Below are 23,806 nucleotides of genomic sequence, written 5' to 3' on the forward strand. Positions count from 1 at the left end.
ATCTGGAGGCAAAATGCTGCGGTCCCTCGTCCTTTATACGGCCCTCGCGCTTGGTGCAAATGCGGCGATGGCTGCGGAGCTCGATCAGTACAAAACCGGCGAGATGCAGAAACTGGTGACCTATGACGCGCCGATCAGCCTGCCGGATGTGGCGTTCGAGGATGAAGGGGGCCAAGCGCACCATCTCGCAGACTACCGGGGAAAGGTGGTCGTGCTGAATTTCTGGGCCACATGGTGCGTTCCCTGCCGCGAGGAAATGCCGGCACTGGAAAACCTGCAGAGATCAGTGGGTGGGGATGATCTGTCGGTGGTCACGGTTGCGAGCGGACGAAATTCGGCGCAGAAGATCGACCGGTTCTTTGCCGATATCGGGGTCGAGAGCCTGCCGAAATATACCGACCGCTCCCAACGGGCCGCACGGTCCTTAGGGGTGCTGGGCCTGCCGGTAACGATTATCATCAATCGCGAGGGGCAGGAAGTAGCACGGCTCATCGGCGGCGCCGACTGGTCCGGCACGGACGCGCAGGCATTTCTGCGCGCCGTTGTTTCCGAGTAGATCTAAGGGGTTGGATCAGGCGGTGCTGCGCATATAGGAGGACATCGCATTTTCGATGACCTCGGAAAGCTGCATGATCGCCTCGAGCCGTTCCTTGATATCGGCATGGAAGGAATCAAGCTGGTCGATCGTTGTCGAAAGACCACCGACATCCCGCATCCGGCCGCATTCCACGCGCCCGAGCACGCGGATCGTGTCGAGGCCCAGCATCTGGCGCCGAATATCGGCACTGGCGCGATTGAGTTCGGCCGCGTAACCGACGGCGCGTGACATGGCTGCCCGAGCATCATCGGTGCATTTCGCCTCGAGGCGGTTCAGAAGTGCCTGCTCCTCCATCCAGTCAATCTGCGGGACCGGAACGCTTTTATCGATATTCACGACCATCTCGGACATGACACGGTTACAACCGATCAGGAAGAGGACACGCGCGACCTCGCGGGACAGCCGCTCGCACATATTGTCGCTACCGCCGACGAAACTTGCCAGACGCTGCGAAATAACCTGAGAACTCGCTTTGTAATTCTCGGAAATCGCCGATACCGGCCCGCCCGAAGGCTCCATCCGCGAAGCGACGATTCGCATATTGTTCGGAACGGATTGCAGCGCCTCGAAGCTGCGCAGCAGCTTCACCTGCTGTTCGGTCGCCTTCTCAAGCGCATGGTTCATCTCGGCAAGTATACGGGTACGGCGGTCTGCGGTACGTTTCAGCCGGTCATCACGCTTTGCAAGCTCCTGCCCCAGAGCATAGGCGATAAAGCTCGTATAGCTCGAGAACCCCTGAGTGGCCGCCTCTTCGCGCAGCAGATCTGCCGAGTCTTCCGCTGTCAGCCCCTCACGTTGCTCCCGCTCCACGATTTGCGGATAGATCTCCTTGATCCGCTGGAACACATCACTCGACGGCTTGAGACGCACACTGAGATACCCCCCCTCAATTGGGAGAATTACAGCCAGAACCCAGTAATAATCACCATTTTTACAACGGTTCTTCACATAGGCCCCGATCGGGTTTCCCTTCTGGATCGAGTCCCACATGATGCAGAACACGCCCTTGGGCACATCCTTATGGCGAACAACCTTATGGGGGGCGTTGATCAGCTCGTCCCACGAGAAACCAGCGACGCGCTGGAAGACATCGTTCCCCGCCTGAATGACACCGCGCGTATCGGTGCGAGAATAAAACAGTTCATCAAAACCGAACGGGGCCTCACTCTCGTGAGTCGTCGAAAAACCGGTCTGCGCGTTCATAAACCAATGCCCTTTTGCGTGGATCTGCAGGCACCATATGCCGATTGCGGTTACGGTTTGGTTTACGCCGCTGAGCACACAGACATTCAGGATCCGTTTACCATAAAGGTAAGAGAAAATTCCTATTTACAAAATCTTAGCCCTAAAGTTGCAATCTCACACGGTCCACTGACGGAGCGCAAAAGATGAAAAGCGATTCTAATCTCGATCTCGATACCGACCATTCGTCCGAAAGCCCGCTTTCCTTCGCGATTGCCCAGCGTGACAAGAATACCATAGCTATGGTGGAGCGTGCAGTCGAACGGCACGACGTCGTGCTCGCGTTCCAGCCCGTCGTCCAGACCTCGCGGCCCGATCAGATAGCATTTTACGAAGGCCTGATCCGTGTTCTGGACGAGCGTGGCCGTGTCATTCCGGCCAAAGATTTCATCGAAACGGTCGAGAATACCTCGCTCGGGCGCAAGCTGGACTGCCTCGCGCTTGAGGCAGGCCTGATCGCCTTGCGTGAGAATGACGGGCTTCGCCTGTCCATCAATATGTCGGCGCGTTCGATCGGCTATCCGAACTGGATGAAGACGCTGAACAAAGGGCTGGCCGCCGATGAAACGGTTGCCGAGCGGTTGATTCTGGAAATAACCGAAAGCTCGGCGATGCAGATGCCGGAACTGGTCACCGTCTTCATGCAGGATCTACAGGCGCGTGGTGTTGCCTTTGCACTGGATGATTTCGGCGCGGGCTACACGTCTTTCCGTTACCTGCGCGAGTTCTATTTCGATATTCTCAAGATTGATGGCCAGTTCATCAAGGGCATCGCCGAAAGCCCCGATAATCAGGTTCTGACCGAGGCGCTGATGTCGGTTGCGCGGCATTTCGAGATGTTCACCGTCGCCGAAGCTGTCGAGAACTGCGACGATGCCGCATTTTTGACCTCATTGGGTGTCGATTGCATGCAAGGTTACTATTTCGGAGCGCCAACAATTATGCCACCTTGGAAGACGCCCCCGGCGGGCAGAATGCGTGCGTGAACGGTTTAACTCGTATTTGTCCTGAAATTGCATTGTTGCAGATATTTTCTCTGACGCGGTCCTTGTGTGGCAAGGTTTACCGAACAGATCGTTCTTGCCATCATCTGAAAAACAATATTTCAAAAAATCATTGAAATCTTTACGATTGACACTTGACCTCCTCCTGCGAGACGGCATCCTGCGATGCAAGCGCGATAGAAATCGCTTCTCAGGAGGAAAGAATAATGACCAATGTCGTCATCGTTTCGGCTGCACGCACCGCAGTTGGCAGCTTCAACGGATCACTCGCAGACGTTCCAGCCCAAGACCTTGGCAAATCCGTCCTCGAGGCCGTCGTCGAGCGTGCAGGCATCGACAAGGCGGATGTCAGCGAGACGATTTTGGGACAGGTCCTCACGGCCGGCCAAGGCCAGAACCCTGCGCGTCAGGCGCATATTAACGCCGGTCTGCCGATCGAGTCGGCGGCATGGAGCATCAATCAGGTCTGCGGCTCCGGCCTTCGCTCGGTCGCGCTGGCGGCACAACATATCATGCTGGGCGATGCCTCCATTGTCATCGCGGGCGGACAGGAAAACATGTCGATGTCGCCCCACGTCGCCCATCTACGCTCGGGCACCAAGATGGGCGACATGAAAATGATCGACTCCATGATCAAGGATGGCCTGTGGGACGCATTCAACGGCTACCATATGGGCCAGACAGCGGAGAACGTCGCCGCCCAATGGAAGATCAGCCGCGAGATGCAGGACGAATTTGCCCTCGCCTCACAGCAGAAAGCTGAAGCTGCGCAGAAGGCCGGCAAGTTCAAGGACGAGATCATCCCCTTCACGATCTCGACCCGTAAAGGCGAGATCATCGTCGATGCCGACGAATATATCCGCCACGGTGCCACCATCGAGAGCATGCAGAAGCTACGCCCCGCGTTCATGCGCGACGGCGGTACGGTCACGGCCGGGAATGCTTCGGGAATCAACGACGGCGCCGCTGCGGTTCTACTGATGACCGAGGAAGAGGCCGAGAAACGCGGTCTTACCCCGATGGCGCGAATTGCCTCCTATGCAACGGCTGGCCTAGATCCCTCGATCATGGGCTGTGGTCCGATCCCGTCGTCGCGCAAGGCGCTCGAAAAGGCAGGGTGGTCGGCCGCAGATCTGGACCTGATTGAAGCCAATGAGGCGTTTGCCGCCCAAGCTTGTGCCGTGAACAAGGATATGGGCTGGGACACCTCCAAGGTGAACGTCAATGGCGGCGCAATCGCAATCGGTCACCCGATCGGTGCAAGCGGGGCCCGTATCCTGAACACCCTGCTGTTCGAGATGAAGCGCAGCAAAGCCAAAAAAGGCCTCGCCACGCTGTGCATCGGCGGCGGCATGGGCGTGGCAATGTGCCTTGAAGGGCTATGAGCCCTCAACCGCACTACGAATTATAACGGACAGACTATAAGGGCCAGAACCGGCCCAGGAGGAAAAGAATGCCCAGAGTTGCACTCGTGACCGGCGGATCCCGCGGTATCGGCGCGGCGATCGCCAAGGCTCTGAAAGCCGCAGGCTATACCGTTGCCGCCAATTATGCCGGTAACGACGAGGCCGCTGCCAAATTTACCGAAGAGACCGGCATCCCGACCTATAAATGGTCAGTTGCCGATTATGATGCCTGCGCCGCAGGGATCGCCAAGGTCGAGGCCGATTTGGGTCCCGTGGATATCCTCGTCAACAATGCGGGCATCACGCGTGACGCACCGTTCCACAAAATGACCAAAGATCAATGGGATCAGGTCATCGGGACCAACCTGTCGGGCGCGTTCAACATGACCCATCCGCTCTGGCCGGGCATGCGCGAGCGCAAATTCGGGCGCGTGATCAACATCTCGTCGATCAATGGCCAGAAAGGCCAGTTCGGGCAAGCCAATTACTCGGCGGCGAAGGCGGGCGATATCGGCTTCACCAAGGCACTTGCACAGGAAGGCGCGCGCAACAACATCACCGTCAACGTCATCTGCCCGGGCTATATCGCGACCGAGATGGTTATGGCCGTGCCGGAAAAGGTGCGCGAGGCCATCATCGGCACCATCCCTGTGGGCCGTCTGGGCGAGCCGGAAGATATCGCGCGAGCCGTGGTCTTCCTCGCCTCCGACGAGGCAAGCTTCATCACCGGCTCGACGCTCTCCGCGAATGGCGGTCAGTATCTGTCCTGAAGCCTTGGATATCGCACATGAAAAAGGCCCGACACGCGCGGGCCTTTTCCTTTTGGGGTCCCTCGGAAGCTCCGGCCCGTTCTCGACCGGAAGGCACAGAGGGGCTGCTCGGCAAACGCTGCTGCCGATCACTGTCGTTGACATCCCGACCCGTGTCTACGGGCCATCATGGATAGGGTCTGGGGTTGAGGTCCACGGTGCTGGCCAGCTGATCCTGCGGATCCCGTGTGTCCTCGCTAACGTGCTGCGCTGCAGCCCAAGGATCGGGCTACAACAGTGAGGTCACGCCTGTTCGAGACGCACGATCTCCTGCTTGATATGCAGTTTCTGCTTCTTCATCTGGGCAATTTGCAGCCCGGGGAAGCCAGGATTTCGAGTCGCGCGCTCAACCTCGGCGGACAGAGCCTGGTGCTTCTTGCGGAGTTCGGTGATATGCGAACTGAGCGACATGGGCAGTCTCCTCTCTGTTTGAGCCCTTACAGTTCAGCACGTTTTTTCGTTTCTGTCACGAGTTTGTCGTGCTTGCGGGCTTACCTCCAGATTGGGTGGCGAATTATTGCGAAAATGTTAAAGTCATATCGGCAATTTTTGCCCCATACGCAGTATGGACTGCGCAACTTCGCTCAAGTCCTCGGCATCCCCCGTGTGATGTGCGCGTGCATGCAGAATCAGAGGCGCCAGCAGCTTCAGTGGCGTTTTCGCACCTTTTCGTGAGATCACGATCACCCGCCCCGCATCACGCCCCTGACGCGCCGCAATCGGCAGAATCCGAATCGCTCCAGACCGCCCATGCAGGGCACACAGGATGTCATCGAGCCGGTCGGCATTCTGGATCAGCACCAGATGGCCCGAGGGTTTCAGGCGTTTCAGCCCTTGGCGGATCCATTCGGAAAGCGGAGTCGCCTCGCGTTGGGCCGTCTCGCGACCTGCGTCTCGCGCCGCGGTCCCGTTCTGCGGTGCAAAATAGGGCGGGTTGGCGATGACATGATCGAAGCTCATCTGCCGCAGCGCAGCGGGCATCTGCTCCAGATCGCCCTCATGCACGGTAAGCTCCAGATCATTGGCCTGCGCATTGCGGCGCGCCAGATCGGCATAGACGGGCTGCAATTCCAGCCCGTGCAGATCGAGCCCCGCCACACGCCGCCCCAGACACAGGCTTGCCACCCCTGCCCCGCAGCCCAGCTCCAACACGCTCTCGCCCGCCTGCGCGCCACAGGCCGCCGCCAGCAGCACCGGGTCCATTGCCGCGCGATAGCCGAAACGCGGCTGGTAGATTCGCAGCGCCCCACCGATGAAATCATCGCAGCTCAGATCTTCGGGGGCAAACATCAGTCCGAGCCGATCTCGTTATCGTCCAGCACCACCCTTGCCCGCGCCAGATCCCCATCCGTGACCATAAGACGACGCGGCAAAATACCTATGCTGCCTTCGAGCACGCTCATATGGACGTCCATTTCAAAGCTGTTTATACCCTCGCCGGTAAGAAGGGCTTTGGCCAAGGCCAATTTCACGGGATTTGTCGTGCGCAGAAGCTCTTTCATCCATCCTCATTACCGTCCGGCCCCGTGCCTGTCGAGATGGGGAGAGCGGGAAGGACAAGGAAGATGAGCCTCGACGACAAGGCAGTAAAACCGCATGACCGGCTTGCGCAGGCTCTCGCCGGCGATATGGAGGCGGTGAATGCCCTGATCCGCACCAAGATGGCCTCGAAACACGCACCGCGCATTCCTGAAGTGACCGCGCATCTGGTCGAGGCGGGCGGCAAGCGCCTGCGCCCGATGCTGACGCTGGCTGCCGCGCGGATCTGCGGCTATGACGGCCCCTATCACGTCCATCTGGCCGCCACCGTCGAGTTCATCCACACCGCGACACTTCTGCATGACGATGTGGTCGATGAAAGCGCGCAGCGTCGTGGCCGCCCGACCGCGAACCTTCTCTGGGATAACAAATCCAGCGTCTTGGTCGGCGATTATCTCTTTGCCCGTGCGTTCCAGCTGATGACCGAGCCCGACAATATGCGTGTGCTGGGCATCCTGTCGAATGCCTCGGCCGTGATTGCCGAGGGCGAGGTGCTGCAGCTGACGGCGGCGCAGGATCTGGCGACCACCGAGGACATCTACCTGCAGGTCATCCGTGGCAAGACCGCGGCGCTGTTCTCGGCGGCGACACAGGTGGGCGGTGTTCTGGCCGAAGCCGATCCGGCCTCGGAAAAGGCGCTGTTCGATTATGGCGATGCGCTGGGTATTGCCTTCCAGATGGTCGATGACCTGCTCGATTATGGCGGGGTGACCGATGTTATCGGCAAGAATACCGGCGATGATTTCCGCGAGCGCAAGCTGACCCTGCCGGTCATCAAGGCCGTGGCGGCCGCCGATCAGACCGAGCGCGCCTTCTGGAGCCGTGTCATCGAGAAAGGTGACCAGCAGGAGGGCGATCTGGAACAGGCGATGGCGCTGATGGCCAAACATGGCACATTGGCGGCCACCCGCGATGCCGCGATTGTCTGGGCGGATCGCGCCCGCGCCGCACTCGGCGCTCTGCCCGACCATCCGCTGCGCGCCATGCTGGATGATCTGGCCGATTACGTCGTGGCCCGCGTGCGCTAAGGCGCCGCCTTCAGGATAACATCTGCGCCGGCTGGACCCACCAGCCGGCGTTTTTGTTTGCCAGCATCTCTGCTGCGGTCTCGGCCTGTGTCCGCGTAGCAAAGAGCCCCCAGCAGGTGCTGCCGGAGCCCGAAAGGTTCTGCATCAGGCAGCCCGGCTGCAAGGACAGCGCCTCGAGGATCAGGGCGATCTGGGGCATATGCTCCGGCCCCTGCACATCCGTCAGAACATCCGCGAAATCATTGCCGTGCGCGGCCAGCCAGAGCGCGAAATCCTCATGCCCCATCCCCAGCGGCACATGAAGGACAGGCGCGGGGGTGGGGCCTGTCTCGCGCGCCAGAGCCCTGAACATCGCCCCTGTCGGCGTCTCGATCTGCGGGTTGACCAGCACCAGCCAGCTATCGGGCAGAACCGGTGCGGGCACCAGCAACTCGCCGATGCCGCGCATGATCTGGGGCTGCGGCGCCTGCATGCACACGGGCACATCCGCCCCAAGGGCCAGCGCCTCCCCGGCGCTTAGCGGCGGCACATCCCACAGCTCGGCCAAGAGCTTCAGCGCCAGCGCCGCATCGGATGACCCTCCCCCGATCCCGCCACCATGCGGCAAGGTCTTGGTCAGCGTGATCCGCGCACCCTTCCGGCAGCCCGTTCTTTCCTGCAACAGATGCGCGGCCTTCAGCACCAGATTGCGCCCGTCGACCGGCACACCTCTGGCAAAGGGGCCATCGACCTCAAGCACCAGCGCCTCATGCGGCGCAACCTCCAGCCGGTCGCCAAACCCTGCAAAAACAACGAGGCTCTCGAGCGTATGATAGCCATCCGCCCGACGCCCCGTCACCGCAAGCGACAGATTGACCTTGGCAGGCGCGATACCGGACAGGGTCATTGGACCGCCGGTTGTGCCTTCAGGGGCGCTGCGCCCTCTTCTTTGAGCACCGCATCAAGCCCCATATCCAGCTTGCGCTGCACACGGTCCATATCCACATCCTCGCCCGGACCGAAGGCAATGGCGCGCTTCCACTGGAACCGTGCCTCGCGCTCGCGGCCCACGGCCCAGTAGACATCGCCCAAGTGGTCATTGACCAGCGGATCGACGGATTCCAGCGTGGCGGCCTTCTCCATCTCGGTCACCGCCTCGTCGTAACGGCCCAGACGGAAGAGCGCCCAGCCGAGACTGTCGATGATATAACCGGAATCGGGCGAGTTTTTCACCGCCTCGCGGATCATCTTCAGCGCCTCTTCGAGGTTCTCGCCTTTTTCCACATAGGAATACCCGAGATAGTTCAGCACCGAAGGCTGGCCCGGATTGAGCTCGAGCGCCTTGCGGAACTCGCCTTCGGCACGGTCCCATTTGTCCGACCGCTCATCCGAGATACCGGCGGCATAATAGACAAACCAGTCGCGCGGCTCGGGCGTCTGGATGCGCGAGAGCGCCTTTTGATAGGCCTCGGCAGCCTCGCCGAACCGCTCCTCGCGGCGCAGCATATCGCCCAGCGAGACCCAGACCCCGCGCAGTTCGGGATCGGCTTCGGCCACGGCCTGCACGGTCTTGATCGCCTCGTCGGCTTGGCCGGCGCGCATCATGGTCTCGGCCTTGCCAAGCTCGGCGGCGTAATGCAGCTGGCTCGCGGCATCGATCTGGTCATAGGTGGCAATCGCCAGATCATATTGTTCCTGCTGGTCCAGCACCGAGGCCGCCAGCAGCGTGGCATCGGCATTGCGCGGGTTCAGCCATTGCGCGATCCGCGCATGCAGAAGCGGCACCGCATCCTCGACATCGCCGCCCGAAAGCGCCGCACCGATGGAATAGTAAAGCTCGCCCACACCTTCCTGCGCATTGGTGGCCACATCGAAGGGCAGCGTCTCGCCATCCTCCAGACGTTTACTCAGCGCGGCAAGCTGCGGATCGAGCGCATCCCCGAAGACCGATTTCAGAAGCGCTACCGCATCCGCGTTACGGTCGAGATTGGACAGCACCTCGACATGGGCCATCACGCCGCGGCGGGTCGCGTGGATCGCATCGGATGCCTCGCCCGAGAGGATCTTGTCGGCGCTCTCGAAATCGCCCACCTGCGCCATGGCCAGCGCCTTATGATACTCGGCAAAGCCCTGCAGGCCCGGCAATTTGGCAACCTGATCGAAAGCATCGAACGCATCCGTCATCTTGCCTTGGCCCACATAGACCCATGCGCGGTAAAGCTGGGTGAAGAGTGGCCCGATATTCTGGGTGCTATCGACCAGCTTCAAGGCCTCGTCGAAACGGTCATTGCGCACGGCATCCGCCAGACGCATCAGAAAGACCGGCTGGCTATCGGCCGCATCGGCATCCGTTGCCGCAACCTGATTGGCGATCTCGACGGCCTTGTCGAAATCCCCCAGCACCAGTTGCGCCGTCATCGAGGATTCCGCCACACCGCGATCAACGATCCCCTTCTGCAACAGCTGGGCATAATAGCCCGTCGCGGTCTGGTAATCATTATCCGCAGTAGCAGCCCGCGCGGCAAGATAGGCACCTGCGGCATCGGGTGCATCGGCGGCAAAAGCCATCGGCGCCTGCAGCGCGGCGATTGACAGGGCCAACGCGCGAACCGGCGTCATTCGAAACGGCATGGATATGTCCTCTCTCGTGTTCCCCAAATCCTAGCCGCGTAGGACACCATACGCAATGAGCCGTGCCACGCCGCCAAGCTATCGCTGCGGCAGAACACGCTTTCTTGACCGGCACGAGGGGCCGGCAGGGAGACCAAAGCTCACACCAGCAGGCGTTTTCCGTCATGGCCGCGGATTGTTGCGGTCAGGATGGTGCCCTCGGGTTGATCGGTGTCGAACTGGACCTCGGTGAAGGTTTCGGTACGTCCGGCCTGCGGCCCCTCGGTCAGGATCACCAGCTCGCGCCCGACCTGCGCCTGAAGATGCGCCCCGAGTGCATGGTCCCCCGCCTCGCGCAGACGCCGCGCACGATCCTTGATCGCCGTGCCATTCACTGCGGGCATCCGCGCCGCAGGCGTGCCCTTGCGCGCCGAATAGGGGAAGACATGCAGGAAGGTGAGCCCGCATTCCTCGACCAGTTTCAACGAGTTCTGGAACATCTCCTCGGTCTCGGTGGGGAAACCGGCGATAATATCTGCACCAAAAACGATACCGGGGCGCAGCCTGCGCGCCTCTTCGCAAAATGCAATGGCATCGTCACGCAGATGGCGGCGCTTCATGCGTTTGAGCACCATGTCATCGCCCGCCTGCAGCGACAGATGCAGATGCGGCATCAGGCGCGGCTCGGTGGCAATCGCCAGCATCAGGTTCTCGTCGGCCTCGATGGAATCGATCGAGGAAATCCGCAGACGCGGCAGATCCGGCACAAGTTTGAGGATGCGCATCACCAGATCGCCCAGGCGCGGCTCTCCCGGCAGATCCGCCCCCCATGAGGTCAGATCGACACCGGTCAGCACCACCTCGTTGAATCCGCGGTCACGCAGACGCTTGATCTGCTCGACCACGACCCCCGCAGGCACGGAGCGCGAATTGCCGCGGCCATAGGGGATGATACAGAAGGTGCAGCGGTGATCGCAGCCGTTCTGGACCTGCACATAGGCGCGGTGGCGGCCGAAGCCGTCAATCAGATGACCCGCTGTCTCCTTGACCGACATGATATCATCGACCTGCACCTTCTCGGTCTCGCCGATCAGGTTGGGCACACGCATCTGCGCCCATGTCTCGGGCAGCATCTTCTCGTGATTGCCGATGACCTTGGTCACCTCTGCCATACCGGCAAATGTCTCGGGCTCGGTCTGCGCGGCACAGCCGGTCACAATGATCGGCGCGTCGGGATTCTCGCGCGCCAGACGGCGGATTTCCTGCTTGGCCTTGCGCACGGCCTCGGCCGTGACCGCACAGGTATTCACCACAACAGCGCCCTCGACGCCTGCCGCGGCCGCGAGTTCCTTCATCGCCTCGCTCTCATAGGCGTTCAGGCGGCAACCAAGCGTGGCAAAGACAGGCGGTTTCATAGGGCACCCAGGAAATCAGAGGTCAGTTCGGCGCGGAACACGAAAGCGGTGGGGCCGGTCATCCAGACGCCATCCTCGCGCCAGTCGATCTCGAGGCGGCCGCCATCGACATCAACGATCACCCGACGCCCCGTAAGACCACGCAGATGCGCCGCCACGGCAGTCGCACAGGTGCCCGAGCCGCAGGCAAGCGTCACCCCTGCCCCGCGCTCCCAGACCCGCATCCGCAGATGGTCGGGGCCGGTGACGGAGGCAAACTCGACATTGGTGCGCTCCGGGAAGCCCGGGTGATGCTCCATCTCGGCGCCCCAGCTTTCCAGCGCGACCTTTTCGGCATCCTCGACAAAGAAAACGCAATGCGGATTGCCCATACCCACAGCCACCGGATCGCCCTCTATCCCCGTCGCTTGCGGATCGCCGTCAAAGGGAATCATCGCAGCGTCCAGAATCGGCGCCCCCATATTGACCGAGACCAGTCCATTGGCTGCACGCTTCGCCTCCAGCTGACCACGATCGGTAGTGAAACGCACATGGTCCTTGCCCAGTTCTTTCATCATCCAGTCGGAAACACAGCGCGAGGCATTGCCACAGGCGCCCGAGAGAGAGCCATCCGAATTATAGAATTTCAGATGGAAATCGGCCTCTTGCGAGGGGCCGATCAGGGCGAGCTGGTCAAAGCCCACCCCGCGATGCCGGTCTGCAAGGGCCTCGGCCAAGGCAGGGGTCACCGGATCGGCACCATTACGGGCATCGATCACGACGAAATCGTTTCCAAGACCATGCATTTTCATGAAGGCCAGTGAGGACTGGGGTAAAGACGCGTTTTCCATGGGCGCGATATACGCTGCCCGAGAAGTTTTTTCCAGAGATCTCATTTTTTTTGAATTTCGCTGTTGACGCCCCCCGTCTAGGACCGTAGAAGGCGCCCACACCAGCAGGGAAGCACACAGCGAACCGGTTGGAAACGAAAGAAAGTGGGCCGTTAGCTCAGTTGGTAGAGCAACTGACTTTTAATCAGTGGGTCGCAGGTTCGAATCCTGCACGGCTCACCACTTTCACTCTAGAAGCAAAAAGCCTCGCCCAAAGCGAGGCTTTTGTTTTTCTACCTTTTCGCTATCCGTGACAGACAGCCTTGGCGCATCCGCCCCGATCGCAAGCGGCGTCGGACCGCGCGAAAAACCGGCACTGAGCGCAGCCGCCCGCCGGCGAACAATCGCAACAGGATTTTTACGCCGATCAAACGCAAACCAGCAGATACCGGACCGCTACGATCTTTCTTGCTGTCTAAATTGAATGAAGAATTTGGAGGCGAGTAGGAGAATCGAACTCCTGTACACGGATTTGCAATCCGTCTGGAAGATTTGAAATAAAAGGATTTTTCTGTAAACGGCCCCTGTTTGTTCACGGCCAAAGATCAGGGACTTACCGGCCTAATGTAAACGGACTTCCAGCGTTCTGCAGACAAAGAAAAACCGCCGGGGAAGCTGCAACTTCCACCGACGGCAATTCAAAAGTAGGTCTCTCCATAGCGTATAGTGTCGTGCCCTCTCTCGCAAGCTTCGGGAGGACGGTATGAGCACGACGCTGACCCATTCCGGCCTGCCCGCAGGCTTAAAGCCGTTTGAGCTGCTCGATATACTCGCCAAGCTTCGCACGGACTTAGGCTTGCGTGACGAGGACCTGACCTATCTGCGCAGTCTGTTCAGGCTGTCCCGCGCAGAGGACTTCTTGCCTGGTCGTATCTGCGCCGTGTGGGAACGTGTGGCAGGATTGGCCGACCGCATGAACTTCCACATCCGCAGGGTCACTCGGATTGAGACCCGGCTCGAACAACGTGGCCTGATCCTCAGGACCAGCGCCGCGAATGGACGGCGCTTCGGACGACGCAGTGACGATGGCCGCATCGTCTCGGCGGGCGGGGTTAACCTCGCGCCGCTTATCGACCGCGCCTCAGAGCTCTTGGCGCGCATCCGCCAGACATCAGTAGCCGCGCAGGGGCTGAAAGAGGACCGGAACCAGCTGAACGACCTGATCCGTCAGATACGTGGTCTGGACGTACCTGAAGCGCTCAGCGCCGCCCGTGAGGCCTTCCCACGCCTCCGCCCCTCCGAGGTAAGAGACGCGGGCCGGATGAATGCGCTCATTGACGCCCTAGAGGCCATTCTTGCTGAGTTTTCGCCCGCATCTGGTCAGACAGTTGAGGCCGCGCCGCCGGACAGTTCGGTCGGACCCAATACCGATCAGAAAAAGAAAATCGAAACCTGTAGACCGCAAGCCAGTGTGAGGATCACGCCAGCACAAGTTCTCACTTTAGCTGACGGGGAGTTCCGGGAAGTCATCGCGATCTACGCCGAGGCGGCTGGAGAGAGACACCTACCGAGCTTGCCAACGATCTTTCTGGCGGCGCGTGAGCGAGCGCAGATGCTGGGCATATCCTGCATGGAGTGGGATGTCGTGCGCGATCAACTTGGAGAGCTAAGGACCGTTCTCTGCCTACTAATCGCAGATCGAAACTCCGTTCGCATGGGTCGTTTCGCGGTGCGCAATCCAGCCGCGGCTTTCATCGGCTTAGCGCGAAAGACCACTCGTGGTGACGAAGTGATTGCTGCGCTGATCGCCGAACTTAGAAACTTCACAGTCGGAGTGCCTAGTCATGACCGCTAGGCAAGGAGCAAGGCGACCCATGTCATACGCTGGCGCTTCTGACACGGGGCCTCGCGAGGGGTGGCAAGCCTCCCCTTCGAACCCCACCGGCACGGGACAAGCCCGCGCCAAGGAGCCGCTCTCGGAAACCTTCGTCTTCCGCTGCACTGCCCAAGAAAAGGCGACGCTCCGAGGCAAGGCTAAATCGGCCAGCCAGCCTGCCTCCGAGCTCCTGCGCGAGGCGCTCTGGGGCACGCGATCTCGGAGGCGCAAGCCCGTAGTACCCGTCGACCCGCTGTTAGTCCGCGGCATTGGAAAGATCGGGGGCAACATGAACCAGATCGCTGCTCGGCTGAACAGCTCAGAGCGTCGTGGCTTCATTCCTCGCATCAATGCCATGAAGCTGTACGCCTGCTTGGTCAGCATTGAGCGTCTGCTTGCGGCCCTTGTGGATGCACATCGGAGGCCGCCGGGATGCTGATCAAGTTTTTCCGGAATGGCAGGGGCGGCGGCGCAGGGCCAGTCGAGTACCTGACCGCAGAAACCGTACTCGCGTACGATGGCAATCGCGATCTGATCCGCGATGCAACAGGTCGACCAGCGTCCGTGACCCGCGAACCGCTGCCCCAAGTTGTGCGCGGAAACCCCCAGCTGATGATCGACCTGATCGACACCTGCCCCCACCAGTGGACCTACCGCGCTGGCGTCGTCAGCTTCGCCCGCGAGGACGCCCCGACCGAGCGCCAGCAGCAGGAGGTTATCAACCGCTTCGAGAAGGTCGCCTTCGCCGGGCTCGATGCCGACCGCTATGCCTGCCTCTGGGTGCGCCACACCCACGAGGATCGCGTCGAGCTGCATTTCTGCACGCCGCGCATGGAGCTGCACAGCGGGCGCAGCCTCAATATTGCCCCACCCGGCTATGAGCGCGCCTTCGACAGCCTGCGCGACCTCATGAACAAGACGCACGGCTGGGCAGATCCCATGGACGTAGAGCGCGCGGCCGAGGTGAAGACAGTCTCAGAGGCCCCAGACCGCGCTGCAGGGCGCGACGGGCTCCATGCCTGGGTCGGCGACCAGATTTCCATGGGGCTGATCGAGGATCGGGCGGGCATGGTCGCCGCCCTGACTGATGCAGGCTTCGAAGTGCCCCGAGCGGGCAAGAATTATTTGACAGTCAAAGACCCCGAGACCGAAGAGCGGTTTCGCCTGAAAGGAGCGATTTTCCATGAAGATTGGAGAGCCGAAGCAACGGCTGAGCGAGAGACTGAATGCGGACATGGAGCGGATCAGGGCAGAGAACGCCGCCTCGATCGACACACAGTTGCAGAGCTTCAGGACCGATTTGAAGGGCATTGCCGAAAACGCGCTGGCTACAATCAAGACCGATACGGAAGGCTACCTGCTGCGCGTGAGGAAACACCTCATGAGACAGAGCGCGAACGCAGCACGGCCAGAGTGGAAAGCCCTGATGTGGCCGACACTGGTAGCTTGCTGCCTGATGATCAGCACTGGGATTTCGACATGGTCGGTCATGACCTGGCTGATGCCGAACCTGAACACGATGGGGCTGCGAGTGATCGACCGTCCCGAGGCGACATACCTGATCCCACGCGATGGCCGGGCGACACTGGACCGCTGCCAATTGGCGGGGGAGCCGGTGGACTGTCTCGTTCTGCCAAAGGAGTGAGCGATGCATGGTCTGACAGCGTTAGAGCGCGAATTACTGAGCTGCGTCGAGCGGTTGACGGAAGCCTCGAAGGAATCCGCGCGGGAATTGACCAGCTCCGGCGAGGAGACGCGCACGGAACTGGCTGGCTTACGCAGCTCCGTGATCGCGTTGCTCAGATCACAGCTCTCCTTGGCCGCAGCGTTGAGCGCCTGGATGCCGGATTCCGCGCAACTCAACGACAGCATGGAACAGGCGCAGAGGGCGAAGAAGCACCTCGAGACGCGCTGAGCGAAGACAGGGAGGATACCCATGCGCTCCGACACTAAACCGCGCTTCCCGGTGAACCCATGGTTGGCATGGCGTCCAGGCAGTGATCGCGCGTTCGACGCCTTGGAACGTATCGGAGTGCTTATCCGCAGCGGGGCGATCTGGGACGACAGCTACGCGTTTGAGCTAGGCGCGCAGGCCCGCCGCTACGCAAACCAATGCCCGAAGGGCTTTCGCCAAGGGCTGGAAATCGTGCTCAGCGAACACGGCAATCTCGCCGCGATCCAAGGTTGGCTGAGCGCGGCGCCGAGCCGCGACTTCACGCACATCGACCAATCACCTCGAAGCGCCGACTGACCGGAGGAAACCGACATGAAATTGCTCACCACGCTAATCCTGATCGCCTCAGCTGGCCCCATCTACGCAGACACGGCCACGCCTTTACTTTCCGCCAGCTCTGTCCGGACAGATCGCTACGGCTGCACGGTCAGACAGCGCCCGGATGGAATGACCTACAGCGGATTCCGCGATGTATGGCGCAACACCGCCGCCGATGACCTCTATTCACTGCGAAGACAACAGGCGGCGCTAGAGGCCGGCTCATGTGCCTGCGATGCACTCTGGCCTGACTGGTCCAGCATCGAAGAGGAGTTCGAGGCGCTTGGCTTCGCTGATCCGCAGGCAACGGACAGCCTTCATGTCACCTGGGCCACCGCCGAGTATTTCCCTGTCATTTCGAACCTTCGCGCGGCGCTGCGGGAACAGTGTCAGGAGGCTGATTGATGGGGATCGTTACATTCATCGTAGAGGCAGCCGACAAGGGCCTCGATACCGTCGCGACTTCGCAGTTCGCCGCCGTAGCAGAGATTTCCGGCACGATCATCATGGGGGCCGCGACCGTTGCGATCATCGCGCTCTTCATCAACATGGCATGGCAAATTCGGCCCATGGACGGGCGAGAGATGCTGGTGCTGCTCTTCAAGATCAGCTTGATCAAGGCGTTCGCGCTGAACTGGGCGAACTTCAACTTCGTAAGCCAGCACATAATCGACGGACTAGATGAGCTCGCCGGAAATTTGATTGGATCGGCGACCGGCGAGGATGCTGTCGGGTCATCCTACTTTGCAGCACGCTTCGATCTTCAGATGGACCGGCTGGCGGAATACGGGAACGAAGCCGCGTCCCATATGTCTAGGGTCAGCAAAGCACTCATGGGTGTGTTCTTTATGGCGTTGATCGCCGTAGTCGGAGGACTGGCTGGAGCGGTCTTGGTTCTTGCAAAGATGATGATCACGCTTCTGATTGGTCTAGCGCCGGTCATGATCCTCTGCTCGATGTTCGACGCGACCAAGGACTACTTCCATCGCTGGCTCTCTTCTCTGGCAAGCTTCGCGCTTTACCCGGTCGTGATAGCCGGAGTGTTTTCGATGGTCTTTGGTCTAACAACGCTTCTGGTCAGTGATCTTGGCTCTGTGGATACCGCCGATAAAGCAGGCAAGATGGTGCCCTTCCTGGGTGTCGTCATCCTGTCCCTTGTAATGATAGTCGCGATCCCCGTTATTGTACCCATGATATCAGGGAACCTACAGGCTGGCTGGGCTGCTTCCGCGATCAGCGGAAATATCGCTAAGATGATGCCGGCTAGGCAGAAAGGATGGCAAACACGCTCTTCCTCCAACGTACCTAGTAAGGAGACCGCGAGCCGAGCAAGCTCACGCAGCGCCGGGGTACCGACAGATGCGGCCACAGCCGACAGCCATACTGCAACAGGTACAGGGGCCAAGATGCAACGCCTAATGGATCGAAACGCTCGGTTGAATAGATGACCTCTTAGTAGCTATTCGAGCCGTAATCCGTGGTGAAATCCTCAATAGGAGTGCAAAAATGTCCATAATGGATGAAGAAAATCTTCGCCAGACTATCCGTGAAATCAACAGGAGCTTGCCTCCGCCCGCGCAGCATGACGACATTCGACAAATTTGCGACTGGGAGCTCTACGGACCCAAGGATCCGAGAATTTACTTACTTGTGAGGGAACTCGCGTTTTCTCACGGGCTCCGGGTCTCCAAGATCGAGGAGGTCATCTTCACCGCGCTGGCGCGTGAACTCGACGAACTCCGGAGAACTGAAAACGGTCTGACCTGTGAGTGACGACACGAGTCAATGGGTTAACATGTTGTTTATAGTGTATTTTTTCTTCTTAGATTGATATGAGCTGGGGACTGTTGAACCCAAACCTCCCGTAAAACGCTAGCGTTGCGCGCCGGTGCCCGGTTGGAAAACCTAGCATGTTTTCACTGTTTTCATAGGTTTACAGTGGCTCACATTCGCCGCTATGGTCCAGTCGAGGTGTAGCGAATTTAGGGGTCTGAAATGGAATACCTGTCTGAGTTCATCAGCTTAATTGTTGGCGCAGTAGGTGGCTCATTTATCACGTGGCGTATTACTAGAAACAGTGTGTCCGGCAGTGGGTCGATTGTTAATCAAAACAATGCAAAAGCTGGCCGCGACATTGTAGGCGGCAACAAACGCTAACCCCAGTGCATGTCAAATTTAATTCCTAAACGCACTGATCAGCGTGGTGCGAGCGCGGGCCGTAATGTCGTCGCCGGAGATTACTCTGAGCAGAGTGTTCATTACCACTTTCCTGACCATAATAGCGCCCGAGGTGTCATCGACTCGCTAGCCGAGAGGTTGGGCGTCGAAATGGACGCGGAAGAGGTCATTTCAGACGATGTCGCGAATCTCGCCTACTTTAAGCGCCGTCGTGAGGCGGAGGACGGAGTGGTGGGGTTGAAAGCAAAACTCGAAAAGGGTCAAAGATCAGACCTTTGGATGCAGGCGCAGGAACAGAAAGTCGAGTTTGAGCGGCTGCTCGAAGAATGGGCGCTTTACGCATCTGCGCAAGAAATATTCGCAGAAGTTTTGGCCAGAGTTGAGAGGCGTTTCAACCGGCGGGCTAAGCCTCATTTTTTAGAAGTCTCGCTTGTCGACGCTGACATGCTGATTGATGAGATTGTTCTCGATCCTACCGTAAGAGATTGCGCTGGCGTTACTCAGTTTCGCCTCAATTCAACGCGAGCTATTGGCATGCTCTACTGGCTCGCCGATAGATGTTTCATTAAGTGGCACAAATGACCCAACTGTCATACCAGCCTGCTTTTGATCCTTTCAATGCCGTCTTCCGTGGACTTCAGATAACGCAAGGTCTGGAAGAATCTGTCAACTTTGATGCGTTTCGTATCTGCGATTTCTTTTTTGTATTTCCATTTTTTTTGGCGGGCTCGGAAATTCGCTACAAGCAGGGCCATCAATGGTTGAGAAGCGTCGGCAAAAAATATGCAGATAGAAAGCCGTATGGGAAGATACCTGATCGAAAGCTCCTATTCCAACGAGTTCATCCTTTCCAAGTCGCCGCGATCAGCAGCCTAGCAAAGAATGAGCTCATCGATCACGATGCGTGGGTGGATGGAGAAGTGAAGAGGACTGACAAGAAAGTGCCATCCCCTCTTCTCGAAAGGATAGAGCTAGAGAACGAGCGAAACGAAGAGCTCGTACGCGCGATTAAGACGCTTATTGCTGAGTACGATCTTCAAGGTGAGAATGGCCTGAAGCACAGAACTGGACTTCTGGAATATAGATATGACGCGACTTGATCCGAGCCTACTTGTTACCAAGTTCCTTGTTGAGAAAGATGGGTTTGAAGCCTACCAAGGGGATTTTAAGTCCGGCGTAAACATTATCAGCGGTGCTAACGGTGCTGGAAAATCCACTATATTGAATCTTCTTTATTACTCCCTAGGGGGAGTGATCAATGAAGACGACTGGAGCAAAGAGGCGCTACTTTGCACTCGGACACTTGTTGAGGTGGAGGTCAATGGAATGCCTGCCACCTTGGCACGCGATATCTCAAGATCTGGAAATGCGCAGATGGAGATATTTGGGGGTCGACTTTCTGACGGACTTAGCGCTTCGCAAGATAAGTGGAAGCGGTACCCATACGCGCGGAGCGCAAATGGCAAAGGCGCAGAGAGCTTCTCTCAAGCCTTGTTCCGCCTTTTGGATATCCCAGAAGTCGTCAACGAGTCCTCGGGAAAGCTGACTATCAACCAGCTGCTGCGCCTACACTATGCAGATCAGCAGAGTGCGGCGAGCAGCTTGTTTAAAACGGACGACAGCTGGGATCAACCGGTCATACGCGATGCCGTAGGGCGACTAATCTGCGGGTCGGAAGAAACGAAAGTACTAGAGAACAAGCTCAAGATTAGAGAAAGCGAAAAAAAATTCGCAGCGCTAGATTCCGAAATGAAAGGTATTTTTCGGGCGTTCGGTGCAACTGAAGAGAGCTTCACGTTATCTGGAATTGAAGAGAGAACTCTCAAGTTAGAGCAAAGCATCAAAGATTTAGATGAGAGGATTTCTCAGCAAGAGCGCGAAATGCTCACTGCCTCAGTCGATCCAACTGTGCTCCAGGCTCAGAAATCTGCTTACGAGGATTTTGTCGAATCTCAGAGTCAATTCGTCGACAGCAAAGCTGAGCTAGACAGCCTGAGTTTTTCGGTTTCAGACTTCAAGCAGTATCTGGCCAGCTTAGAGCGGAAACTGGATGATCTGAGAAACTCGGAGGTCGTGCAATCGGAGTTAGGAAGCATCTCATTTGACGTTTGTCCGGCATGCTTCGAGCCATTGGTCCCGGAAGGTGACCACGCTTGTCACCTCTGTAAAGCACCCCTCGATCCCGACAAGCAGCGAGAACAAATGGTTTCCGTCATTAACGAACTTGCACTGCAGGTTCGTGAAACTGGGCAGGTTCTCGAGCGAAAACAAGCTCGTGTATCGGAGGCTAAGGCCAAATACGAAGCGGCATATTCTAGCTGGCAGTCCTCGGCGCGACGCTTGGACCGTGTGAAATCACGACCAGTCACTGAAGCACAACACTTGATGAGTGAACTTCAGGTGCGGAGAGGATATCTAGAGCGCGAACTCGAAGACCTTGGGAAATCATCGTCCATTGCCCGACGCGTAGCGGAACTTTCAGCCGAGAAATCGAAAATTTCAGCGCTTATACAGGAAATGGAAGATGAAAATGAAGCGCTAGAAATAGCCTTGCAGAAGAGGATGGATGAGGCATATCTCCTCATTTCAAAAGAAATCAAGTGGTTCCTGACAGGTGACTTGCCCAGAGACGCTAACTTTCAGAAACCTGATCATATAGACTTTGACTTTGGCTCTAATAAGATCAGTGTGAATGGAGAGAGCTATTTCTCTGCAAGCTCTCGGGCTGTTCTTAAAACGAGCTTCACCACCTCTTTGATGTTCGCGGCGCTAGAGAAGAAGTATTTCCGGCACTTTCGAATGTGCTTGATCGACACGATCGAAGACAAGGGGATGGAAGAAAGCCGAAGCCACAAGCTGCAAGAAAGACTCGTAGAAAGGTCGGCGAAGCAAAAGGTTCGACATCAGATAATATTCGCGACATCCAAACTTTCGCCAGAACTCGTAGATAGCGATCTAATTGTAGGTAAGCACTATCCGAAGGGATCGCATACGTTGAATCTTAAAAGCGGTAAGGTGCAGTAAAAGGCATCTTGAGAGAGGGGTAGCTGATAGCCCGCCCCTCTCTTTCGCCCGACATATTCTAGCAACGCCTTTCTTACCAACACTCCGATGGGTTAAGCAGTTGTCATTTGGGAATGGAGCCATTGTTGGTGAGGCGATCAATATACCTTCCGGTCGCTTTTATAGAGATATTAAGTTTCAGCGAAATCTTTTTGTTGGTGTCTTTGGGCCAGTTCGACTTTGGGCCCGCAGGCAATGCTTCATAAACTTTATTCTGCAAATCCGAAGTATAGTTAGTTCTTCGCCACGAAGTCAGCTCATCTATATTGAGCTTCATGCGTTCTCTAGTTTCCAGCCACGACTTAGGTATGTTCGGTGTTTGGCTTTCTCTATTATTGCCCCTGATGAACCTTGATCCATATGCTAGAATCCTTTCCGCATATGACCTTGCTGGATCGCCAGCCTGCAGATGTTCAATAAAGTAATTGGAGGTCCATGGAAGTATTGATGCGATATTCAACGACCTTCGAAGAACGCTGTCCTCACCGCTTTGGCTGTAGCGCTTGTGGAGGCTTATTAAAGTCTCTTGGAGCTTCTGTTGCTCCGAGAACAGTCGCGTAATTCCGCTATTATTTCCATGGTACAGGGAAACGGATTGATGGAGATTGAAAACTAGATATCCGGAGGCCGCACTCGTTTGCGCCTGCAAATCCTTGAGCCGCTGCCGAAGTAATTTATCTTCGCCGTTCTCAGCTAGCTTATCCAAGTCTGAGCGAAAACTCTCTATCTCTGATGAAAACGCGGACAGCCTGCGCTGCACATCACTCCGATGAAGTAGCGTGAGAGTTGCGTGGGTTCTTTCTGAGGCGATTTTCCCTATAATCAGTGCAAAAAATGAAAGGCCTACCACTACGGTCATACTGGCCACGAATCGACCGAAGCCGACTGGAGCCATATCGCCATATCCCAGAGAGGTGAAGGTGACTAAGGAAAAGTACACGGAATCTGGAAATGAGACATCGATAACCTCGCCATTCGACGATAGGCCGTGGTCGGGTGGAGCGAAGGTGAAGTACACCGACGAGATCGAAAAGATAAATAACACCGAAAGGATGATATCTACGTAAGCGGCCTTATCGACAAACTGACCAATCCTCGTCGTCAAGAATGGCTTGGAATGGGGGCGGGCGTCATGAAATTCATCGTTAGGTTCTTCGGTCACTTCGTGCTTTCACTTCAAAATTGGTGGGTTTCATGTCAAACATCCCATTCGAGGGGGCGGCTGGGTATTCACCCTGTTCACTTCAAACGGAGCAGTTCCCGCCGAAGGTGGTCAATCGCCGCTGCGGCGCAGATAAAAATGAGGCAACAGGCCCAAGCCGCAACATTAATGCTGCGTGGCGCTACCCCGGATACAAAAATGCCAGTGCAAATTATCGCCAAGAATATTGCTACTCGACACATTAACTGCGCGCGTTTCCTAACTGGTAGTGTCTTTTGCGCGAGGATGAGCTGGGCCGCCTGTTCTGGGCGATACAGCGATACGTCGTCCCTGTTAGCATAGTCTGGAGCTCTCATTTTTTCTCCCCGATCATCAAGATAGCTTGGGCGTCCTCCGAGCTAATGAAGTGTTTTTGCTTCTCACTTAGTTTCGTCAGGAGAAGAAGGTAATCTGCCCAGGCATCGGTTGACGATATGTTCGTTTGCGCTCGAAGGTGTTCCAGCCCTGAGCGCAAGGAGAGGCGGATCGCGTCCAGGGCTTCCGGGCTGAGTCGGTCGCGCTCGCCAGTTAAGAGCCAGCTAGGTGAGACACCACTAAACTCACATAGTCGCAGAATTATGGAGGTTGGCAGCTCGCGCTGGCCGCTTTCATAACCTTTGTAGGAGCGTAGGGAGGTCCCCAAAGTTTCAGCGAACTCAGCCTGGGTCTGACCTGCTCCGCTCCTGAGCCTACGCAGCCTATCGCCTATCGCTTCAAAAGTGGTAGACATTGATCCGTTCTTATATAAAAGTGCCAAATATGGCCCTCTTGGGCGTA

General features: G+C 57.7%; 25 protein-coding genes and 1 tRNA gene. 16 read left to right on the plus strand and 10 right to left on the minus strand.

The genetic code is table 11. The features are described 5' to 3' along the window. The first annotated feature begins 13 nt into the window (after positions 1-13). Entirely contained in the window at positions 14-556 is a 543-nt protein-coding gene (locus tag ABEB22_RS04860) for a TlpA disulfide reductase family protein (RefSeq protein WP_339113998.1), read from the plus strand. Positions 557-571: 15 nt separating this feature from the next. Here the strand turns inward: ABEB22_RS04860 and ABEB22_RS04865 are convergent, their stop codons facing one another. Next, positions 572-1,801, minus strand: a complete 1,230-nt coding sequence (locus ABEB22_RS04865) for a PAS domain-containing protein (protein WP_339113997.1) — start codon at positions 1,799-1,801, stop codon at positions 572-574. A 185-nt stretch (positions 1,802-1,986) separates the two neighbouring features. Here ABEB22_RS04865 and ABEB22_RS04870 point away from each other — a divergent pair, with 185 nt between their 5' ends. From ABEB22_RS04870 to phbB, 3 genes are all read left to right on the plus strand, one after another. Continuing rightward, positions 1,987-2,826, plus strand: a complete 840-nt coding sequence (locus tag ABEB22_RS04870; RefSeq protein ID WP_339113996.1) for an EAL domain-containing protein — start codon at positions 1,987-1,989, stop codon at positions 2,824-2,826. Positions 2,827-3,050: 224 nt separating this feature from the next. Continuing rightward, complete coding sequence (locus ABEB22_RS04875) at positions 3,051-4,229, plus strand: acetyl-CoA C-acetyltransferase (protein ID WP_339113995.1); 1,179 nt, start codon at positions 3,051-3,053, stop codon at positions 4,227-4,229. Between the two features lie 68 nt (positions 4,230-4,297). Then, positions 4,298-5,020 carry an acetoacetyl-CoA reductase gene (phbB, locus tag ABEB22_RS04880; protein ID WP_339113994.1) on the plus strand — a complete coding sequence of 241 codons (723 nt, stop codon included), beginning with the start codon at positions 4,298-4,300 and terminating at the stop codon, positions 5,018-5,020. A gap of 282 nt (positions 5,021-5,302) precedes the next feature. On the opposite strand, the gene ABEB22_RS04885 is transcribed toward phbB, so the two are convergent. The 3 genes from ABEB22_RS04885 to ABEB22_RS04895 form a co-directional block, all read right to left on the minus strand. Continuing rightward, positions 5,303-5,470 carry a YdcH family protein gene (locus ABEB22_RS04885; protein WP_339113993.1) on the minus strand — a complete coding sequence of 56 codons (168 nt, stop codon included), beginning with the start codon at positions 5,468-5,470 and terminating at the stop codon, positions 5,303-5,305. A gap of 123 nt (positions 5,471-5,593) precedes the next feature. Beyond that, on the minus strand, positions 5,594-6,349 hold the full coding sequence (locus tag ABEB22_RS04890) for a tRNA1(Val) (adenine(37)-N6)-methyltransferase (RefSeq protein ID WP_406870948.1): 756 nt from the start codon (positions 6,347-6,349) through the stop codon (positions 5,594-5,596). Then, positions 6,349-6,561, minus strand: a complete 213-nt coding sequence (locus ABEB22_RS04895) for a DUF2007 domain-containing protein (protein ID WP_339113991.1) — start codon at positions 6,559-6,561, stop codon at positions 6,349-6,351. Before ABEB22_RS04895 ends, ABEB22_RS04890 begins: the two co-directional genes overlap by 1 nt. A 63-nt stretch (positions 6,562-6,624) precedes the next feature. Here ABEB22_RS04895 and ABEB22_RS04900 point away from each other — a divergent pair, with 63 nt between their 5' ends. Continuing rightward, positions 6,625-7,626, plus strand: a complete 1,002-nt coding sequence (locus tag ABEB22_RS04900) for a polyprenyl synthetase family protein (RefSeq protein WP_406870949.1) — start codon at positions 6,625-6,627, stop codon at positions 7,624-7,626. A gap of 10 nt (positions 7,627-7,636) precedes the next feature. Here the strand turns inward: ABEB22_RS04900 and ABEB22_RS04905 are convergent, their stop codons facing one another. The 4 genes from ABEB22_RS04905 to dapF form a co-directional block, all read right to left on the minus strand. Next, positions 7,637-8,512: a 4-(cytidine 5'-diphospho)-2-C-methyl-D-erythritol kinase gene (locus ABEB22_RS04905; RefSeq protein WP_406870950.1), complete on the minus strand. Its 876-nt coding sequence runs from the start codon at positions 8,510-8,512 to the stop codon at positions 7,637-7,639. Next, complete coding sequence (locus ABEB22_RS04910) at positions 8,509-10,236, minus strand: tetratricopeptide repeat protein (protein WP_406870951.1); 1,728 nt, start codon at positions 10,234-10,236, stop codon at positions 8,509-8,511. The genes ABEB22_RS04905 and ABEB22_RS04910 overlap by 4 nt, the downstream gene beginning before the upstream one ends. Positions 10,237-10,376: 140 nt before the next feature. After that, positions 10,377-11,630: a tRNA (N(6)-L-threonylcarbamoyladenosine(37)-C(2))-methylthiotransferase MtaB gene (mtaB, locus tag ABEB22_RS04915; protein ID WP_406870952.1), complete on the minus strand. Its 1,254-nt coding sequence runs from the start codon at positions 11,628-11,630 to the stop codon at positions 10,377-10,379. Then, complete coding sequence (gene dapF / locus ABEB22_RS04920) at positions 11,627-12,415, minus strand: diaminopimelate epimerase (RefSeq protein ID WP_406870953.1); 789 nt, start codon at positions 12,413-12,415, stop codon at positions 11,627-11,629. Before dapF ends, mtaB begins: the two co-directional genes overlap by 4 nt. Before the next feature lie 191 nt (positions 12,416-12,606). Here dapF and ABEB22_RS04925 point away from each other — a divergent pair. The 11 genes from ABEB22_RS04925 (at position 12,607) to ABEB22_RS04975 (ending at position 21,789) form a co-directional block, all read left to right on the plus strand. Further along, a tRNA-Lys gene (locus ABEB22_RS04925) sits at positions 12,607-12,682 on the plus strand. Between the two features lie 520 nt (positions 12,683-13,202). Then, positions 13,203-14,294 (plus strand): helix-turn-helix domain-containing protein, encoded by a 1,092-nt coding sequence (locus ABEB22_RS04930; protein ID WP_406870954.1) that lies wholly within the window; start codon positions 13,203-13,205, stop codon positions 14,292-14,294. A gap of 19 nt (positions 14,295-14,313) precedes the next feature. Then, positions 14,314-14,754 (plus strand): plasmid mobilization protein, encoded by a 441-nt coding sequence (locus ABEB22_RS04935; RefSeq protein WP_406870955.1) that lies wholly within the window; start codon positions 14,314-14,316, stop codon positions 14,752-14,754. Continuing rightward, positions 14,748-16,268, plus strand: a complete 1,521-nt coding sequence (locus tag ABEB22_RS04940) for a mobilization relaxase (protein WP_406870956.1) — start codon at positions 14,748-14,750, stop codon at positions 16,266-16,268. Before ABEB22_RS04935 ends, ABEB22_RS04940 begins: the two co-directional genes overlap by 7 nt. After that, positions 16,252-16,566 carry a hypothetical protein gene (locus tag ABEB22_RS04945; protein WP_101499128.1) on the plus strand — a complete coding sequence of 105 codons (315 nt, stop codon included), beginning with the start codon at positions 16,252-16,254 and terminating at the stop codon, positions 16,564-16,566. The genes ABEB22_RS04940 and ABEB22_RS04945 overlap by 17 nt, the downstream gene beginning before the upstream one ends. Positions 16,567-16,581: 15 nt before the next feature. After that, positions 16,582-16,992: a hypothetical protein gene (locus ABEB22_RS04950; protein ID WP_406870957.1), complete on the plus strand. Its 411-nt coding sequence runs from the start codon at positions 16,582-16,584 to the stop codon at positions 16,990-16,992. After that, a complete protein-coding gene (locus tag ABEB22_RS04955; RefSeq protein WP_406870958.1) occupies positions 16,992-18,035 on the plus strand; it encodes a type IV secretion system protein in 1,044 nt (347 codons plus the stop codon). The genes ABEB22_RS04950 and ABEB22_RS04955 overlap by 1 nt, the downstream gene beginning before the upstream one ends. A gap of 58 nt (positions 18,036-18,093) precedes the next feature. Beyond that, entirely contained in the window at positions 18,094-18,360 is a 267-nt protein-coding gene (locus ABEB22_RS04960; protein WP_406870959.1) for a hypothetical protein, read from the plus strand. Between the two features lie 555 nt (positions 18,361-18,915). Further along, on the plus strand, positions 18,916-19,347 hold the full coding sequence (locus ABEB22_RS04965) for an ABC-three component system protein (RefSeq protein ID WP_406870960.1): 432 nt from the start codon (positions 18,916-18,918) through the stop codon (positions 19,345-19,347). Further along, complete coding sequence (locus ABEB22_RS04970) at positions 19,344-19,865, plus strand: ABC-three component system middle component 5 (protein ID WP_406870961.1); 522 nt, start codon at positions 19,344-19,346, stop codon at positions 19,863-19,865. Before ABEB22_RS04965 ends, ABEB22_RS04970 begins: the two co-directional genes overlap by 4 nt. Next, complete coding sequence (locus ABEB22_RS04975) at positions 19,852-21,789, plus strand: AAA family ATPase (protein WP_406870962.1); 1,938 nt, start codon at positions 19,852-19,854, stop codon at positions 21,787-21,789. The genes ABEB22_RS04970 and ABEB22_RS04975 overlap by 14 nt, the downstream gene beginning before the upstream one ends. Before the next feature lie 103 nt (positions 21,790-21,892). On the opposite strand, the gene ABEB22_RS04980 is transcribed toward ABEB22_RS04975, so the two are convergent. Both ABEB22_RS04980 and ABEB22_RS04985 read right to left on the minus strand, forming a co-directional pair. Then, positions 21,893-22,990 carry a potassium channel family protein gene (locus ABEB22_RS04980; protein WP_406870963.1) on the minus strand — a complete coding sequence of 366 codons (1,098 nt, stop codon included), beginning with the start codon at positions 22,988-22,990 and terminating at the stop codon, positions 21,893-21,895. A 352-nt stretch (positions 22,991-23,342) separates the two neighbouring features. After that, positions 23,343-23,759 (minus strand): helix-turn-helix domain-containing protein, encoded by a 417-nt coding sequence (locus ABEB22_RS04985; protein ID WP_406870964.1) that lies wholly within the window; start codon positions 23,757-23,759, stop codon positions 23,343-23,345. Positions 23,760-23,806 lie beyond the last annotated feature (47 nt).

It is taken from the genome of Thioclava sp. 'Guangxiensis', assembly GCF_045348365.1.
Lineage (GTDB): Bacteria > Pseudomonadota > Alphaproteobacteria > Rhodobacterales > Rhodobacteraceae > Thioclava > Thioclava kandeliae.